14 protein-coding genes are annotated in these 17,643 nt (G+C 56.3%); 9 read left to right on the top strand and 5 right to left on the bottom strand.

Translation table 11 applies throughout. The features are described from left to right. The first annotated feature begins 38 nt into the window (after positions 1–38). Positions 39–632, top strand: coding sequence for an HD domain-containing protein (locus ACX8ZY_RS19285; protein WP_010257434.1), 594 nt, complete (start codon positions 39–41; stop codon positions 630–632). Between the two features lie 41 nt (positions 633–673). On the opposite strand, the gene ACX8ZY_RS19290 is transcribed toward ACX8ZY_RS19285, so the two are convergent. Further along, positions 674–970: an HTH-type transcriptional regulator gene (locus tag ACX8ZY_RS19290; RefSeq protein WP_010257438.1), complete on the bottom strand. Its 297-nt coding sequence runs from the start codon at positions 968–970 to the stop codon at positions 674–676. 734 nt (positions 971–1,704) lie between these two features. On the opposite strand from ACX8ZY_RS19290, the gene ACX8ZY_RS19295 reads away from it, so the two are divergent. The 6 genes from ACX8ZY_RS19295 (at position 1,705) to ACX8ZY_RS19320 (ending at position 8,945) form a co-directional block, all read left to right on the top strand. Then, positions 1,705–3,303: a gamma-glutamyltransferase family protein gene (locus ACX8ZY_RS19295; protein WP_223564571.1), complete on the top strand. Its 1,599-nt coding sequence runs from the start codon at positions 1,705–1,707 to the stop codon at positions 3,301–3,303. Positions 3,304–3,540: 237 nt separating this feature from the next. Further along, positions 3,541–4,257 carry a DUF3053 domain-containing protein gene (locus ACX8ZY_RS19300; RefSeq protein WP_010671639.1) on the top strand — a complete coding sequence of 239 codons (717 nt, stop codon included), beginning with the start codon at positions 3,541–3,543 and terminating at the stop codon, positions 4,255–4,257. A gap of 432 nt (positions 4,258–4,689) precedes the next feature. Continuing rightward, a complete protein-coding gene (locus ACX8ZY_RS19305) occupies positions 4,690–6,624 on the top strand; it encodes a PTS mannitol transporter subunit IICBA (protein ID WP_010257448.1) in 1,935 nt (644 codons plus the stop codon). A 96-nt stretch (positions 6,625–6,720) separates the two neighbouring features. Beyond that, positions 6,721–7,869, top strand: coding sequence for a mannitol-1-phosphate 5-dehydrogenase (mtlD, locus tag ACX8ZY_RS19310; RefSeq protein WP_010257450.1), 1,149 nt, complete (start codon positions 6,721–6,723; stop codon positions 7,867–7,869). A 64-nt stretch (positions 7,870–7,933) separates the two neighbouring features. Then, the gene (gene mtlR / locus ACX8ZY_RS19315; RefSeq protein ID WP_171820345.1) at positions 7,934–8,479 is read left to right on the top strand and encodes a mannitol operon repressor MtlR; all 546 of its coding nucleotides are present in this window, start codon (positions 7,934–7,936) and stop codon (positions 8,477–8,479) included. Between the two features lie 103 nt (positions 8,480–8,582). Further along, positions 8,583–8,945 carry a YibL family ribosome-associated protein gene (locus ACX8ZY_RS19320; RefSeq protein ID WP_003848030.1) on the top strand — a complete coding sequence of 121 codons (363 nt, stop codon included), beginning with the start codon at positions 8,583–8,585 and terminating at the stop codon, positions 8,943–8,945. Between the two features lie 8 nt (positions 8,946–8,953). Here the strand turns inward: ACX8ZY_RS19320 and ACX8ZY_RS19325 are convergent, their stop codons facing one another. The 3 genes from ACX8ZY_RS19325 to ACX8ZY_RS19335 form a co-directional block, all read right to left on the bottom strand. Next, positions 8,954–9,922 carry a VirK/YbjX family protein gene (locus ACX8ZY_RS19325; protein ID WP_033780832.1) on the bottom strand — a complete coding sequence of 323 codons (969 nt, stop codon included), beginning with the start codon at positions 9,920–9,922 and terminating at the stop codon, positions 8,954–8,956. Between the two features lie 212 nt (positions 9,923–10,134). Then, positions 10,135–10,752, bottom strand: coding sequence for a superoxide dismutase [Mn] (gene sodA / locus ACX8ZY_RS19330; protein ID WP_008926407.1), 618 nt, complete (start codon positions 10,750–10,752; stop codon positions 10,135–10,137). 282 nt (positions 10,753–11,034) lie between these two features. Further along, complete coding sequence (locus ACX8ZY_RS19335; protein ID WP_061901889.1) at positions 11,035–12,375, bottom strand: aspartate aminotransferase family protein; 1,341 nt, start codon at positions 12,373–12,375, stop codon at positions 11,035–11,037. A 207-nt stretch (positions 12,376–12,582) separates the two neighbouring features. Here ACX8ZY_RS19335 and ACX8ZY_RS19340 point away from each other — a divergent pair, with 207 nt between their 5' ends. After that, the gene (locus ACX8ZY_RS19340; RefSeq protein ID WP_137229742.1) at positions 12,583–13,359 is read left to right on the top strand and encodes a DeoR/GlpR family DNA-binding transcription regulator; all 777 of its coding nucleotides are present in this window, start codon (positions 12,583–12,585) and stop codon (positions 13,357–13,359) included. On the opposite strand, the gene fdhD is transcribed toward ACX8ZY_RS19340, so the two are convergent. Further along, positions 13,356–14,180: a formate dehydrogenase accessory sulfurtransferase FdhD gene (gene fdhD / locus ACX8ZY_RS19345; protein ID WP_182687583.1), complete on the bottom strand. Its 825-nt coding sequence runs from the start codon at positions 14,178–14,180 to the stop codon at positions 13,356–13,358. The genes ACX8ZY_RS19340 and fdhD overlap by 4 nt on opposite strands. A 404-nt stretch (positions 14,181–14,584) precedes the next feature. Between fdhD and fdnG the strand changes: the two genes are divergently transcribed. Further along, positions 14,585–17,635 carry a formate dehydrogenase-N subunit alpha gene (gene fdnG / locus ACX8ZY_RS19350; RefSeq protein WP_421665158.1) on the top strand — a complete coding sequence of 1,017 codons (3,051 nt, stop codon included), beginning with the start codon at positions 14,585–14,587 and terminating at the stop codon, positions 17,633–17,635. Positions 17,636–17,643: the final 8 nt, after the last annotated feature.

The following is a 17,643-nucleotide window of genomic DNA, read 5'->3' on the forward strand; positions in this document are numbered from 1 at the left end:
AGATAATTGCAAGCAAACTTTTTGTCAGGGGGAAAGGCATGCAGGATTCACTGGAAGAACAGGCGCGTCGCTTCGCCACCGAGGCACATGCCAGTGCCGGTCAGCGCCGCAAATATACCGATGAGCCTTATATTGTTCATCCGGCAGCGGTGGTGGAACTGGTGCGCAGCGTCAGCCATGACGACGCGTTGTTAGCGGCAGCCTGGCTGCACGATACCGTAGAAGATACCGCAACCACACAGAGTGATATCGAAACGCACTTTGGTACGCGCGTGGCAAGCCTGGTAGAGATGCTGACCAACAGTGCACCCGCTGGGGCAAAAAATCGGACGGCCCGTAAACTGGCGCACTTCCGCCATACAGCCAGCGCCAGTCCTGAGGCACAAACCATCAAACTGGCTGACATCATCGATAACACCCGCGCGATTGTGCGTTTTGATCCCGACTTTGCGCGGGTCTACCTGGTTGAAAAGCAGATACAGATTGAGTTGCTGAAGCAGGGAGATGCGCAGTTATGGCAGCAGGCTTCAATGATTATTGAAAGCGGACTCGCACAGTTGCGGGAGCCGCCCTATAGCGTGCCGGAGAGCTGGTTTGCCAGACAGGCGGCTAAATACAGCGAATTACGCTAATAAAAAACCCGCCAGCGGCGGGTTCTTTTCGTGATATCAGTTTATTCAAGCAACTGCCGTCCCAGATAGGGATTGGCATGTAATAACTTCATCAATTTCTGCGCCGTCGCGGAAGGACGGGTACGCCGGGCTTCCCAGCTTTTCACGGAAGAAACGCTCACGCCCATTACTTTTGCAAACTCATCAACCTGCATGCCGGTCATTTCACGCAGACGCTGCGGCTCTGGCTGGGCGGGTTGCTGACGCTGAATAAGTAACTCGGCGGCGCGATCATCACGTGTCAAAACAATCTGCTCAAGGCTGCTGAGCAATTCAAACATCGGGTCTTTTAATTCCATAGAGAACTCCTTAAAAACTCGCTATGAAGCACGTGAAAGTAGAGAGGTACGAGCCTGAAGTCAGGACTCTGAAACCGGGCCTGTTTCAGGCTGGATCCCGCAAGGGTTTATTTTTGTTATGAGAGAAACCATTACGGGACACAGCCTGCGGTGCACTGCTTTAAAGATGTCAGGTCAATGCAACAAATGCCGGGAGACTAAGTATGGATAGAGACCTGACTATTTGCCGCGCAATTTATAATTATTTTTTTAACTATGGTTTGCCGGAAAAGTTCCAGCGCCTCTAACCCGCTGAGGCAGTTGAGTTTTGTGCCTTCGGTGTGGGCAGAAAAATCAAATGGTGTTTGCTATTTATGTGGATGCCATCAAGCTTTTTGCTGGCATATTCTCATTTCTGTGAGGCAATACACCTCTTCAGGTAGTGAGTGCAAAATATACGCCAATGGTTTACTTCCTGAACACATATATTCACTGATCTTATTAAATTAAGAATAGTCCTGGTTGGGACCTGAGGCCTGGCGCGCGGCGGCTCACAGTGCAGAGCGGGTAAATCTTTTATTCTTAACGGCGATCTGTCGCCAGATTAATCAACAGTCGTCTTAACGAAACGGCTGGCGCCTCATGCCGGTGCAGTTACCCGGCAACTATCGACCTGATGCGCGGTAAAAGTGCAGCCCCGTGATAACGCACTGACGACGGGCAAAACCCATACCTGACCTCTGTAAGGAAAAGCGATGCGAGAAACAGATTTTAACGTCGGATACCCTTCTCATCGTGTACCGATGATGGGTCGTAATGCCGTCGCAACCTCTCAACCGCTGGCGGCGCAGGCGGGTTTACGGATGCTGCAACAGGGTGGAAACGCCGTGGATGCGGCTATCGCCACCGCCATCGCCTTAACCGTGCTGGAGCCAACCGGAAACGGCATCGGTAGCGATGCGTTTGCCATTGTCTGGGATGGCAGCGAGCTGCATGGGTTAAACGCCTCAGGCCGATCGCCAGCCGCGTGGCATCCCGAACGCTTTGCCGATTTTAGTGCGATGCCTGAAACCGGCTGGGAATCCGTCACTGTGCCAGGGGCCGTCTCGGCATGGGTCACACTGGCACAGCGCTTTGGCACCTTACCGCTGACCACCCTGGCACAACCGGCAATTGACTATGCGCGCCATGGTTTTCCGGTTTCACCGCTGATTGGTCAGCTGTGGCAGCGCGGCTATGACAAGCTGCGGGATCAACCTGGCTTTAGCGACTGCTTTGCGCCGCAGGGTCGTCCGCCGCGTGCTGGCGAGCTGTTCCGCAATCCGGCTCAGGCCCGCACCTTGCAGGAAATCGCTGAGACTCAGGGCGAAAGCTTTTACCGCGGCGCACTGGCGCAAAAGATGACAGCCTTCGCCCGTGAGCATGGCGCAGCCCTGACGCTGGAGGATTTGAAAAACCATCGTGCCGACTGGGTTACTCTGCTGTCGCGTCCGTTTGCCGGAGGATCGGTGCAGGAGCTGCCGCCGAATGGTCAGGGCATTGCGACCTTAATTGCACTTGGCATTCTGGAAGAGTGGGAAATCAACCACTATGCACCGGATTCGCCGCAGTGGCTGCATCTCTCCATCGAGGCGATGAAACTGGCGCTGGTAGATCTGGACCGTTATGTCACCGATGAAGATCACCTCGAATTTCCGGCGGAACACCTGCTCAGCAACGACTATATTCGCCAGCGGGCAGCGTTAATTGATCCTGACAAGGCGGGAGATTTCCGCTTTGGATCACCGCAGCAGAGCGGCACAGTGTATGTCGCCGCCGGTGATGCCAGCGGCATGATGGTCTCATTCATTCAGTCTAACTACATGGGATTTGGCTCCGGCGTGGTGGTACCCGATACCGGCATCAGCCTGCAGAACCGGGGCGCGGGCTTTTCACTCGATCCAGACCATCCCAACGTCGTGGCGGGCGGTAAGCGGCCGTTTCATACCATCATTCCGGCCTTTGCGCGGGATCAGCAGGGCCAGCCGCTGATGGCATTTGGCGTGATGGGCGGCCCGATGCAGGCGCAGGGACACCTCCAGCTGGCGCTGCGCATTATGCTGCACCAGCAGAATCCGCAGGCCGCGATTGATGCGCCGCGCTGGCGCGTGGTGCAGGGACGCGAGGTGGTGTTTGAATCCACACTTGATCGCAATACCCTGAGCACACTGCGCCGTATGGGCCACAACGTGGTACTGGAAGATCCCCTGAGTAATTACAATTTTGGTGGCGCGCAGGCGATAGTGCGCGATCCGCAGGGCTTCTACATTGCGGCCAGTGAGAGTCGCAAAGATGGTCAGGCGGTGGTGTTTTAAGGTCGCGACAGTGAGCGTCAGACTGCTCAGCCCCTCCTTCATCTCTGCGCGCTGAAGCCTGCAATGGCAGGGAACGCAGCACGCCCTGAGGCGCAGGCGGTCCCATTCTGTAACCGCCGTTTCAGAAAGCATCTGTTTCACAGGTGGTTTCACGTTGTGCCGTGGCTCGGGTTTGTTCTATTCTTTAGGCCATTCCTACCTGGACATCTGACAGTATCACCGACAGGAGTTGACCCTATGGCTTCAGGACTTACACGCCTTATGGCACGTGGCGGCATTATGCTCGCTGGCGCGCTGATCGTGCTGCAACTCACCGCATGCGGTGATAAAGAAGGCGAGCAGCGCAAAGCATTTATCGATTTTCTCCAGAACACTGTGATGCGCAGCGGCGAGCATCTGCCCAGCCTCAGCGAAAACCAGAAGCAGAGCTTTGGCAACTTCGCCAGCGATTACGCCATTATGTATGGCTTCTCGCAGCAGGCGAACAAAGCGGTTGAACAGGGTATGCGTCCGGTGGTGGATGAGCTTTCTGCTATTCGCGTTCCGCAGGATTATCTCAGCCGTCGTGATTCCCTGCGTCAGGCGACCAGCGCACTGGTGATCGTCACCCAGCAGATTGAAAGCGCCAAAATGCAGGCGGACAGCAGCAAGGCGACCCTGAAGCAGCCGGATGACCTGAAAAAAGTCTACGACACCGCCTATAACAAAGTAGTGACGGTGCCTGCCAATCAGCTGATTCCTCTGCTGCCAAAACTCCAGGCGCTGAGTCAGGGTGCAGTGCAGACCGGCGATTTCCTGCAAACGCAGGGAACCCGTGTCAGCTTCAATGATGGCGGCGTACAGTTCCCGACTCAGGATCAGGCTTCGCAATATAACGCGCTGATGAGCACTTTATCCGCCAATTCGCAGGCGCTTCCTCAGGCACAGGCTGCCGTCCAGGGTGGTCTGCAGTAAACCCGCTTTACGGGCAGGCGCTAATCGTCTGCCCGTCCCACTCTCTTTTCTCCTCCCACCCAATCACCCGCTGAATGAAGTGTGATCTGGCGCATTTTCGAGCAAAAATAGTTTGTGATCTAAGTCACAGATATATAACAAATCAACGTCAAACAAGTGTGATTCACCTCACAGATAACCGGCCACCCCGTCTAAAAATCAGCCAACTGAACCTGAGCTACGCCTTAAAGTGTGATCAAAATCACACTAATCACCCCTGCCCCCACCCTTAATCAGTGATGTAGATCACACTTACCCCGCACGCTACGCAGCGTCAAATTCGCGTGATAGAGTCCGCGTGCATACAGTAATACCACCGGCTTTGGGTCGGGGTGGCTAAACAAAAACAAGCGCGCTCTCCTATTGCAGCGCGTCTCAATAAGGGGTGGGTTTATGTCCTCATCAGTGAAGGTCAAAGTACAAAGCTTTGGTCGCTTTCTGAGTAATATGGTGATGCCAAACATCGGGGCGTTTATCGCCTGGGGTATCATCACCGCACTGTTTATTCCAACTGGCTGGATCCCTAACGAAACGCTGGCCAAACTGGTTGGCCCGATGATCACCTACCTGCTGCCACTGCTGATCGGTTTCACCGGTGGGCGTCTGGTGGGCGGCGATCGCGGCGGCGTGGTCGGTGCCATTACCACCATGGGTGTGATTGTCGGTGCGGATATGCCGATGTTCCTCGGTGCGATGATTGCCGGTCCGCTGGGCGGTTGGGCAATCAAGTCGTTTGACCGGGCGATTGACGGCAAAATCAAAAGCGGCTTCGAGATGCTGGTCAACAACTTCTCGGCCGGTATTATCGGGATGATACTGGCACTGCTGGCGTTCCTGGCGATCGGTCCGCTGGTAGAAGGTCTGTCACACATTCTCGCCGCGGGCGTGAATCTGATGGTGCAGAACAACCTGCTGCCACTGACCTCGATCTTCGTCGAACCCGCGAAAATTCTGTTCCTGAACAACGCCATTAACCACGGTATCTTCTCGCCGCTCGGTATCCAGCAGGCTAGTGAAGCCGGCAAATCCATTTTCTTCCTGATCGAAGCCAACCCGGGTCCGGGTATGGGCGTGCTGATGGCCTATATGTTCTTTGGTCGTGGCAGTGCTAAACAGTCTGCGGGCGGTGCGGCAATCATCCACTTCCTTGGCGGCATTCATGAGATCTACTTCCCGTATGTGCTGATGGCTCCTCGCCTGCTGCTGGCGGTTATCCTTGGCGGTATGACCGGCGTCTTCACGCTGACGGTGCTGAACGGTGGCCTGGTCTCTCCTGCCTCACCGGGTTCAATCCTGGCGGTGCTGGCAATGACGCCAAAAGGTGCCTACTTCGCGAACATCGCTGCTATCGCTGCCGCCTTCGCCGTCTCCTTCGTGGTGTCCGCTATCCTGCTGAAAACCAGCAAAGTCAAAGAAGATGACGATATCGAAGCCGCGACCCAGCGCATGCATGAGATGAAAGCGCAGTCTAAAGGCCAGAGCGGCGCGGGTGCCCCAGTCGCCAGCGATGCCATGAGCGTTGAACTGCATCACGTGCGTAAAATCATCGTCGCCTGTGATGCCGGTATGGGTTCCAGCGCGATGGGTGCAGGCGTACTGCGTAAGAAAGTGCAGGACGCCGGGCTGAGCAATGTGTCGGTGACCAATACCGCGATCAACGCCCTGCCGGGTGATGTCGATCTGGTGATTACCCACCGTGACCTGACTGAGCGCGCCATCCGCCAGGCTCCGCATGCGCAGCATATCTCGCTGAACAACTTCCTCGACAGCGCGCTCTACAGCACCCTGACCGAGCGTCTGGTGGCGGCTAACCGTAGCGACGTGCATCGTCAAACGGTGAATACCGCGCTCTCTGACAGCTACGATGAAGGCAACGCACACCTGTTTAAACTGGGTGCGGATAACGTCTTCCTCGGCCTGACCGCCAGTAACAAAGAGCAGGCGATTCGCTTTGCGGGTGAACAGCTGGTGAAAGGCGGTTACGTTGAGCCTGAATACGTTGAGGCGATGCTGGCGCGTGAAAAACTGACGCCGACCTATCTCGGTGAGTCGATTGCCGTGCCGCACGGTACGGTCGAAGCGAAAGATCGCGTGCTGAAAACCGGCGTGGTGTTCTGTCAGTATCCGGCAGGCGTCCTGTTCGGTGAAGAGCCGGACGATGTGGCGCGCCTGGTGATTGGTATTGCTGCCCGTAACAACGAGCACATCCAGGTGATCACCAGCCTGACCAATGCGCTGGATGATGACAGCGTGATTGAGAAGCTGGCGAACACCACCAGCGTGCAGGAAGTGCTGGATCTGCTGTCAGGTAAGCCTGCAATCGCGTAATTTATAGCAATTATTTTCCCTGGGGCGGTCATGCCCGTCCCGATTTCCTGGGGCGGGTTTGCCCGCCCCATCGTCATTTGATATGGGTCAAAAATTATGAAAGCGTTACATTTCGGAGCAGGAAACATTGGTCGCGGCTTTATCGGCAAGTTACTGGCTGATGCAGGTATCGAACTGGTTTTTGCTGATGTGAATCAGACGGTGCTGGATGCACTGAACGCGCGTCATGAGTATCCCGTTCATGTGGTTGGCGAGCAGGCCAAAACAGAAACCGTTAAAGGCGTCAGCGCGGTAAACAGCACCAGCGATGAGATCATCACCCTGGTTTCTGAAGTCGATCTCGTTACCACCGCCGTGGGCCCGCAGATTCTGGAGCGTATTGCCGGCAGTGTGGCTAAAGGGCTGGCAAAACGCAGCGACAACGGCAATACCCGCCCGCTAAATATTATCGCCTGTGAGAATATGGTGCGCGGCACCAGCCAGCTGAAACAGCATGTGCTGAAGGCGCTGCCGGAGCAGTATCACGCCTGGCTGGAGCAGCATGTCGGCTTTGTGGATTCTGCTGTCGATCGCATCGTGCCACCGTCTGAAGCGGGCAGCACCGATCCGCTGGAAGTGACCGTTGAAACCTTCAGCGAATGGATCGTCGATAAAACTCAGTTTAAAGGCGACCTGCCTGCGATTCCGGGTATGGAACTGACCGATAACCTGATGGCATTTGTTGAGCGTAAACTCTTTACCCTGAACACCGGTCACGCGATTACCGCCTATCTTGGCCAGCTGGCCGGTCACCAGACCATTCGTGACGCCATCCTCGATGAAAAAATCCGGGCCGTGGTGAAAGGGGCGATGGAAGAGAGCGGCGCGGTGCTGATTAAGCGCTACGGTTTTGAGGCGGATAAACATGCGGCCTACATCCAGAAAATTCTTGGCCGTTTTGAGAACCCTTATCTGAAAGATGATGTTGAGCGTGTGGGTCGTCAGCCGCTGCGTAAACTCAGCGCGGGCGATCGCCTGATCAAGCCGACGCTGGGCACGCTGGAGTATGGTTTACCGCACGCCAGCCTGGTGCAGGGCATTGCCGCCGCGATGCACTATCGCAGCGACCAGGACCCACAGGCGCAGGAGCTGGCCACGCTGCTGGCAGAAAAAGGCCCACAGGCGACGCTGGCTGAGGTTTCAGGTCTGGATGCTGACAGCGAAGTGGTGGCTTCGGTGGTGAGCGCCTGGCACGCTATGGCATAATGCGCGCGTGTTAGTGACGCAAGCCGGGCGCAGTTCGCCTGCGCCCAACGGCGGTATTGAACCCATGCAGGCAATAATGGAAGAGAAGCAGGCTTTTGAAAACCGGGTGCTTGAGCGCCTGAACGCCGGTCGTTCGGTGAGAAGCTTTCTGATCGCCGCCGTTGAGCTATTGGCTGAAGCCGTCAATCTGCTGGTGCTGCAGGTCTTCCGTAAAGATGACTACGCGGTGAAATATGCCGTAGAACCGCTGCTGCTGGGCGATGGTCCTTTGGGCGAACTCTCGGTTCGTCTGAAGCTGATTTACGGTCTTGGCGTTATCAGCCGGCACGAATATGAAGATGGTGAACTGCTGCTGGCGCTGCGCGAAGAGCTGAATCACGACAGCGGTGATTATCGTTTTACCGACGATGAGATCCTTGGCCCGTTTGGTGAACTGCACTGCGTCACCGCCTGGCCGCCCGCGCCGGTGTTTCACACCGAAGATGCAGAGCTGCGCAGCATGCAGCAGCAGCGCTATCTGCAGATGGTGCGATCCACCATGGTCCTGTCGCTAACCGAGCTGATCGCCCGCATCAGTATGAAGCAGGCGTTTAAAAAGTCCGGCAGCTAATCCTGTCAGGCGCCATCACGGCGCCTTTTTCGTCTTAACCTGAGCGGGAATATGCGCCAGATTTGGTGTATCCTTGGCCTGTTTTCCTCAACGAGTTGTTGTCATGAAAGAGCAAGAAAAGAACGAAATCAAACTTCTCAGCGATAAGCTGGACGCATTGAACCGCAAAGAGCCGCAGTTACTGGAATCGGGTGATGTCGAGAAACTGGGCGCGTTGCTGAAAGAGAAAGAAGCGCTGGTCATTGAGATTGAGCGTCTGCGCGGTCAGCGGGTAGAAAAACTCAGTGCCGAGGCGCAGAAGCTGCAAAAAATGGGCTTCAGCCGCGAAATTACCAAGAAAGAGCAGGCAAATCTGGGCGCGCTGAAGAAAAGCGTGCGCGGCCTGGTCGTGGTGCATCCAATGACCGCGCTGGGACGTGAGATGGGGCTGACAGCAATGACCGGCTTCGCCAAAACCGCATTCTGACGGGTCGATCAGGCAGCAGCCTGATCGACATCGGCTTTGCGTTCGCCGGCGGCGGCATAGACCTGCTCCGCCAGCGCATCCAGCAGTTCATAGCGGCGACGATATTCAGCCCGCTTCTTACTGGCAATCTCCTCCAGCGTTTTGCGCGGCAGACTCAGCGGCAGGATAAACATCCCATCCCTGCGCGCCTCGCCACTCAGCGACAGCCAGAATTCACTGTAGCTGGCAAAGAACTTATCCCCTTTGCTGTGGCGATAGCGCAGGCTGCGGAAGACATGAGTCTCATCGCCTACCGCCAGAATATTCTCCACGCCGCACTGCTTCGCCACAATAAATACCGATTCCATTAACAGGCGTTTCGGAAAGAGACCCTGCGCCGCTTTGGTCGCCTCGCGGATCACCTCATTATTGATATGTTTTCGCGGACCCTGTAATCCGCCAATTAATAATGTGCGCTGGTTATTTTCATTGAGAATTGAAAATGAAAGTGAAGCAATAATTTCGTCGTTATAGCGTAATACCAGCGTCACTTCCCCTTCCCGATCGAAATAACCGGAACTGCAGGAAAGTAAAAAGGATTCGCCATTTTTACCGGTCAGCGTAGCCAGCGGATTATCCGTGGCGCTTTGCAGCAGCTGACGCAGCGCAGGGTTTTCCAGATTATTCATCAGACTGTAATGATCAAGTATCGCCTGCGCGCGCGCAGCAATGCTCAACCCTGAGCGCAGATAGGGCCGGTGCAGCTTGGCTGGCAGCAATCCCTGAGTACTCATCAACAGAGGGAGTTGCGGTAAATGCGACAGCTCATCCAGATAACGCAGCGTAGTCAGCGGTGATATTAAGGTTCTTAACACAAATTTCAGCCGGAAACGTTTACTTATCCAGAGTTTATTCGGAACGTATTTTCCGCTAATTAACTGAAAAAAAAGCGATGCAGAAGAATCGGTCGTAGTTTCATGAGTAGTTATAATTGACATAGTCATCGACACACAGTGAGCAGGAATGTCACTGAGCATAAGACAACGAGTATCAACGGCGTGTTAATGTGGCAGAAGGTTAAAAGGGCGGCGGTTAAAAAAGCGAGATCCGTTTATTTTTGGTTTAATCTGGGACGACAGAATTTAAAGATAAAAAAACCGGCGAAATAAATTCCACCGGTTTATCGTTATCACGTTAACACTGGGTTAACTTACTGGGCAGCTGCGAAGCGGGCTGCTGCTTCGTCCCAGTTGACCACGTTCCAGAATGCTTTGATGTAGTCAGGACGTTTGTTCTGATACTTCAGGTAGTAGGCGTGTTCCCACACGTCCAGACCGATGATTGGGAAGCCAGAAACGCCAGCAACCGCTTCACCCATCAGCGGGTTGTCCTGGTTTGCGGTAGACACCACAGCCAGTTTGTCGCCTTTTTTAACCAGCCACGCCCAGCCTGAGCCGAAACGGGTCGCCGCCGCTTTCTCGAACTCTTCCTGGAATTTTTCCACGCTACCGAAATCTTTCTCGATAGCCGCTTTCAGGTCGCCCTGCAGCGTGGTGCCGGTTTTCAGGCCTTTCCAGAACAGGCTGTGGTTAGCGTGGCCGCCTGCGTTATTACGCAGTGGGCCTTTTTTGTCTGCTGGCAGCTGATCCAGTTTGGTGATCAGCTCTTCTACCGGCAGATTGGCAAATTCAGTGCCTTCCAGCGCCGCGTTAGCGTTGTTCACGTAGGTCTGGTGATGTTTGGTGTGATGGATTTCCATCGTCTGCTTGTCGAAATGCGGTTCCAGTGCGTCGTATGCGTAAGGCAGGGATGGCAGTGAATAACTCATGTTCTTCCTCTCCATTTAGTTTGAGCAGCACGACGAATTCGGGACGTGCCGCGTAAGCAGTCGAATCATTATAGTTAAATTCATGTAGCGTAAAAGGGTAATCAATGCCCTATTAACCATAAGGATTTGAGAAATCTGGCAAAAGCAACCCGTTGTTTTTACAGCATGCTGCTGCTGACTCCGCCTTTTCAGCTTTATCAGACAGGGAGAGCGAAGCACTCTGCCAGCACCACCAGCAGGCACTCATCCCGCCCGAACGCCGCATCTGCCCTGCCCTGCGCGTTACCTGCCCAGTTCGCGCAGCCCGCTGTCGAGCGCGCCGACCAGCCAGTCGATATCCCCTTCCTGGAACGCCAGTGGCGGACGCAGTTTCAGCACATTCCCATACGGGCCGGCGACCGAGGTCAGCACGCGATGTTCACGCAGCTTCTCGATTAAATCCAGCGCCAGCGTTTTGTCCGGCGTTTTGCTGTGACGATCGGTGACCAGCTCAAAACCGATAAACAGTCCGGCACCGCGCACATCCCCCACGCACTCATAGCGACCCATCAGGGTTCGCAGCTCCGCCAGCAGCTTCGCGCCGACCACGCGGCTGTGTTCCTGTAACCCCTCTTCGGTGATCACTTTCAGTACCGCCTGCGCCGCCGCCATCGCGACCGGGTTACCACCAAAGGTATTGAAGTAGGGAATTGAGTCGCTGAAGGCGGCCAGCACTTCACTTTTTGCCAGCAGGCCGGAAACCGGAATGCCGTTGCCCATTGGCTTGCCGGTGGTAATGATGTCAGGCACCACATCGTGGCGGCCAAAGCCCCAGAACGCGTCGCCGGTACGGCCAAAACCAGGCTGCACTTCATCGGCAATAAAGATGCCGCCGTTGGCATGCACCACCTCGACCGCTTTTTTCAGGAAGCCGCGCGGATCGGGCAACACGCCGTCCGAGGAGAAGATTGAGTCCGCCAGGAATCCGGCAAATTTAATGCCGTGCGCCGCCATATCATCAATCTGCTGCTGAATCTGGTCAGCGAACCAGTCGCCCAGGTCAGGCGCGTCCACACGATACGCATCCGGTGGCATCACCAGCCGCGTGGTGGGCGCCAGCGGCTGTCCACTGCCCAGCGCCGGAGAAGCGCCGGATGTCAGCTCACTGGTGCCGTGATAGGCCTCTTTACTGACAATAATTCCGCTGCCGCCGCTAAAGGCGCGCGCCACGCGAATCGCCAGGTCGTTAGCTTCCGATCCGGTGCACATATACATCGCGCGATCGATCGCCGGGGGCGTGGTCGCCAGCAGCGCTTCGCTGTAGTCCAGAATATTTTCATGCAGGTAACGGGTGTGGGTATTCAGCATTTTCATCTGCTGCGTCACCGCCTCAGTCACGGCCGGATGACAGTGCCCGATGCTCGCCACATTGTTGTAGACGTCGAGATATTTATCGCCCGCCGCATCCCACAGATATTGCCCTTCACCCCGCACCAGATGCACCGGTTTGCGATAGAACAGGCGATAAGATTCGCCAAGCACTTTGCTGCGTTTATCGGTGAGTTTGCGCGTCTCGCTGTCGAGCGCATCGGCATGTTCGGCGCGGAAACTGTTGGTATCCATAATAGTGGAACGCGTGGCCATAATGACTCCCGTTACAAGGATGAAGGAGGAAGAGCTGACGCCTTTATCATGCCTGCCTGAATCTAAAATGCAACAAAATACACAAATGCAATAAAATACACATGACGCAGGCAGATCGCCACGCTAAGCTTGCTCCCTGATTCAGACGGAATCTTTCGCTTCACTGGCGTATCATCCGTGATCTTCGCGCTTTAAAAGGAAACCTCTATGCTGCAGGAAACGCGCCTTCATCGCATCCGTGCCTTACTGACCCGGCTTAACCAGGTGAGTACCGAGCGCATTATCAGGGAGCTGGGGGTCTCACGCGAAACCGCGCGCCGCGATATCATTGAGCTGGAAGCGCTGGGTCTGGCACGCCGCGTTCACGGCGGGCTGGTGGCGATTGAAACGCGGGCTGAACCGCCGCTGACGGAACGCCGCAGTACCCAGACCCGGGAGAAGCGCGCCATCGCCCGCGCCGCTGCGCAGTTGCTGCAGCCCGGACAGACGCTGTTCCTGGATGCGGGCAGCACCACCACGCTGCTGGCAGAGGAGTTGCACGCCCTTTCCGGCCTGACGATTGTGACCAACAGCCTGCAGGCCGCGCTGGCGCTGAGCGCCGGAGAAGAAGATCAGCCGCTGAATAATCAGATCATTTTGCTGGGCGGGATGATGTCGGCGGGTGCGCAACAGACGCGTGGCGAAATCACTGTAGGTGAGATTATCCGCTATCGCGCCGATGTGGCGCTGCTGTCACCGGTCGGCATTGAGGCGGGTTGCGGTGCCAGCAGTTTTCATCCGCACGAAGCGGCCATCGCCAGGGCGATGGTGCAGCAATCCACTTCCTGCTATCTGCTGGCCGATCACACCAAACTGGGGGTAGTCAGCCGCACGGTTTACGCGCCGTCACCGGCGATCAACCTGCTGATTACGGATAGTGGCGGCGACAACAGTGCCGCCCTTGAGGCGTTGCAGCAGACGTTGCCAGAGGTGATGGTAGTTTAACGCAGTCGCTGAGGATGGCTGTAAACCGTAGCGCGTCCAGGTTTACTGAATCCGACCAGCGTCAGATTGCAGCGCTCAGCCACCTCAACCGCCAGGCGGGTTGCTGCCGAGACTGCGAACAGGATCTCAACCCCGCACATGGCAGACTTCTGCACCATCTCATAGCTGGCACGGCTGGAGACCAGCACCGCGCCTGGCCCCCACTCAGCCTGGCTGCGATATCCCAGCAGCTTATCCAGTGCCACATGGCGACCCACATCTTCACAGCCACCGGCCAGCTGACCATCGGGCTGGATCCACGCGGCGGCGTGGGTGCAGCCGGTTCTCTGTCCGACCGGCTGATACGCTTTCAGCTGGCCCAGCGCCCGATCCAGCTGATCCAGCGCAAAGGTCTGGGTAAACGGCAGCGGAGAGAGCGGCTTGCCAATCTGGTCCAGCTGTTCAACGCCACACACGCCGCAGCCGGTACGGCCTGCCAGCGCACGACGCTGCTCTTTCAGCGCCATAAAACGGCGGCTGGAAAGCTCAATCTGAACCTCAATGCCGTGACAGCCCGGCACGATGTCCATGCCGAAAATGTCGCCTGGCGCGTCGATAATGCCCTCTGACAGCGAAAAACCCAGCGCAAACGCCTCCAGATCTTTGGGCGTGGTCATCATCACCACGTGAGAGATGCCGTTGTAAACCAGCGCCACCGGCACCTCGTCCGCCAGCCAGTCAGACTCTGCTGCGGTCAAATCGGCACGCTGCCATACCTGCGTTCTGCTGACGCCGGCCTGAATTGTTAAATCTTCGCCTGAGTCAGGCTGGATAGCTTTCAAAAAGTACGACCTGTTGTTAATAAATAATGAAATGCGACAGTCAGTACGGCTGCACAGCGGTGATCAGACGCAGACTAATTTTGCCTTCTGGCCCGGTGCGGCGCAAATAAACAGCGGGGCAATTCATGCGGTTTTCTCATCGGGAAAGGCGCAGCCACGCCTGCTGGCGGGCAGAATGAGAATGGGTATCTTTCAGGCTTTAACATCGGTAAGCATAAAACAACAGTAATTATCTGCCGCTACGGGAAATCTGCTTGCGCCGGGGATTGGTTGCCGAGGATTTTTAACAAAATTTAGAAAAAGAATTACTAATGACTAACCTGTTGACCCTGGTCAACTTACAGGCAGATAGGGCTGCTATTTTGCAAGGCTTCGCAATGGAGCCAATAAAGAAGAACGATAAAATGCAAATTAACAGACGGAGTTTTTTCAAAATCTGTGCTGGCGGGTTGGCGGGCACCAGCGCGGCGTTACTCGGTTTTGCCCCCACCACAGCCTTAGCCAGCGTCAGAGAGTTCAAACTCATTCGCGCCAGAGAGACGCGTAATAACTGCACCTACTGCTCAGTCGGCTGCGGCATGCTGATTTACAGCCTGGGTGATGGCGCTAAAAATGCCCGCGCCTCGATTTACCATATTGAAGGCGATCCTGACCATCCGGTCAGTCGTGGATCGCTCTGCCCCAAAGGCGCGGGCGTGCTCGACTTTATTCACAGTGAACAGCGCCTGAAATACCCGGAATACCGCGCGCCAGGCTCGGATAAATGGCAGCGCATCAGCTGGGATGAGGCATTTGACCGCATAGCCCGCCTGATGAAGCAGGATCGCGATGCCAATTTCCAGGCCACCAACGCCGCTGGCGTCACGGTAAACCGCTGGCCGACTACCGCCATGCTCTGCTCTTCCGCCGCCAGTAATGAAACCGGCCTGCTCGATCAGAAATTTGCCCGCTCGCTGGGTATTCTGGCGCTGGAAAATCAGGCGCGCCTGTGTCACGGCCCGACCGTGGCCGCGCTGGCCCCCAGCTTTGGTCGTGGTGCAATGACCAATAACTGGAACGACATCAAAAACGCCAATGTGGTGATGATCATGGGCGGCAACCCCGCCGAGGCGCATCCGGTTGGCTTTAAATGGGTGATTGAAGCCAAAACTCATAACAATGCGCAGGTCATCGTGGTCGATCCACGCTTTAACCGCTCTGCGGCGGTCGCCGATCTCTACGCGCCACTGCGTGCCGGCAGCGATGTGGTTTTCCTGATGGGGGTGATCAACTATCTGCTGCAACACAATCAGATTCAGCAGGAGTATGTTCGCGCCTTCACCAATGCCGCACTGATTGTCAGCGAAGGCTTCAGCTTCAGCGACGGGTTGTTCAGCGGTTACAATGCTGAAACCCGTCAGTACGATCGTCAGAGCTGGCACTATGAGCTGGATGAAAACGGCCATGCGAAACGCGATGAGAGCTTCACTCACCCACGCTGCGTGCTGAATCTGCTGAAAACCCATGCCAGCCGTTACACCCCGGAAATGGTGACGCGCCTGTGCGGGACCTCGCAGGAATCCTTTATTGCGGTGTGCAGGCAGCTGGCCTCCACCTGTGTGCCGAATCGCACCGCGACTATTCTCTATGCGCTGGGCTGGACTCACCACACCAACGGTTCGCAGATTATCCGCACGGCGGCGATGATTCAGCTGCTGCTGGGTAATATCGGGATGCCAGGCGGCGGTATTAACGCGCTGCGCGGCCACTCCAACGTGCAGGGTTATACCGATCTCGGCCTGCTGGCGCAGAGTCTGCCGGGCTATCTGCCACTGCCTTCCGAAAAGATGACCACGCTGGCAACCTACCTGCAGCAGGCCACGCCGGTTGCGACACTGCCGGATCAGGTCAACTACTGGCAGAACACCGACAAATTTTTCGTCAGCCTGATGAAGAGTTTCTACGGCGATAAGGCCACAGCGGAAAACCAGTGGGGCTACGACTGGCTGCCGAAGTGGGATAAGAGCTACGACTGCATGGCGCAGGCGGAGATGATGGAACAGGGCGCGCTCAATGGTTGCCTGATTCAGGGCTTCAACCTGCTGGCCGCCTTCCCGGACAAAAATAAAGCGGTCCGGGCACTGTCCCGCCTCAAATATATGGTGGTGATCGATCCGCTTCGCACCGAAACCGCCAGCTTCTGGCAGCATCACGACGAGTTCAACGATGTCGATCCCTCGAAAATCCAGACCGAAGTGTTCCGTCTGCCCTCTTCCTGCTTCGCTGAAGAGTCGGGATCGGTGGCCAACTCGTCACGCTGGCTGCAGTGGCACTGGGCGGCTGCGGAGCCGCCCGCTGAAGCGCTGCACGACGGTAAAATCCTCGGCAATCTGTTCATGCGTCTGCGCGCGCTCTATCGCCTGGAAGGCGGAGCAAACCCTGAACCGCTGATGGCAATGCGCTGGGACTACCGCGATCCGTCTAATCCTGAGCCGGAAGAGGTGGCGCAGGAGAACAACGGTCAGGCGCTGGCCGACATTTACGACGCCAGCGGCAAGCTTTTGCTGAAAAAAGGCCAGCAGCTCAACGGCTTCTCAGAGCTGCGTAACGACGGCACCACCGCCAGCGCCTGCTGGATCTACAGCGGCAGCTGGACGCCGGAAGGCAACCAGATGGCACGACGCGACAACGCCGACCCATCGGGGCTGGGCGCGGTCTCCGGCTGGGCCTGGGCGTGGCCGGCTAACCGCCGCATTCTCTACAACCGCGCCTCCGCGGATGCGCAGGGTAAAGCCTGGGATCCGAATCGCCGCCTGATTGAGTGGGATGGCACTCGCTGGCACGGCATTGACGTGCCGGATTATCCGGTAACGCTGTCGCCGCAGCAGCAGGCCGGTCCGTTTATCATGCAGCCCGATGGTCTTGGCCACCTGTTTGCGCTCGATAAGATGGCCGACGGCCCCTTCCCGGAACATTACGAACCGATGGAAAGCCCGCTCGCCAACAATCCTATGAATCCGCAGCAGCGTCATAGTCCGGTCGTTCGACTGTTCAGCAGCGACGCCGCGCAACTGGGCGAGGCCACTGACTATCCCTGCGTCGCCACCACCTATTCCATCACCGAACTGTTCCGGCACTGGACCAAACATGCCCTGCTGAACGCGATTGCGCAGCCGGAGCAGTTTGTTGAAATCGGCACCGAACTGGCAGAGGAGAAAGGCATCAAGGCCGGAGACAGCGTCAAAGTCTCGTCGCGCCGTGGCTATATCAAAGCCAAAGCGGTGGTAACACGTCGTCTGCAGCGTCTGATGATTGACGGCAAGCCGGTTGATACCGTGGGTATTCCCTGTCACTGGGGCTTTGAAGGCACCACGCGCAAAGGCTTCCTCGCCAATACGCTGACGCCGTCGGTTGGCGATGCCAACTCGCAGACCCCGGAATACAAGGGATTTTTAGTAAAAGTGGAAAAAGCGTAACGGTAGAT

It is taken from the genome of Pantoea sp. XAF26B01_ASV70, from assembly GCF_054512635.1.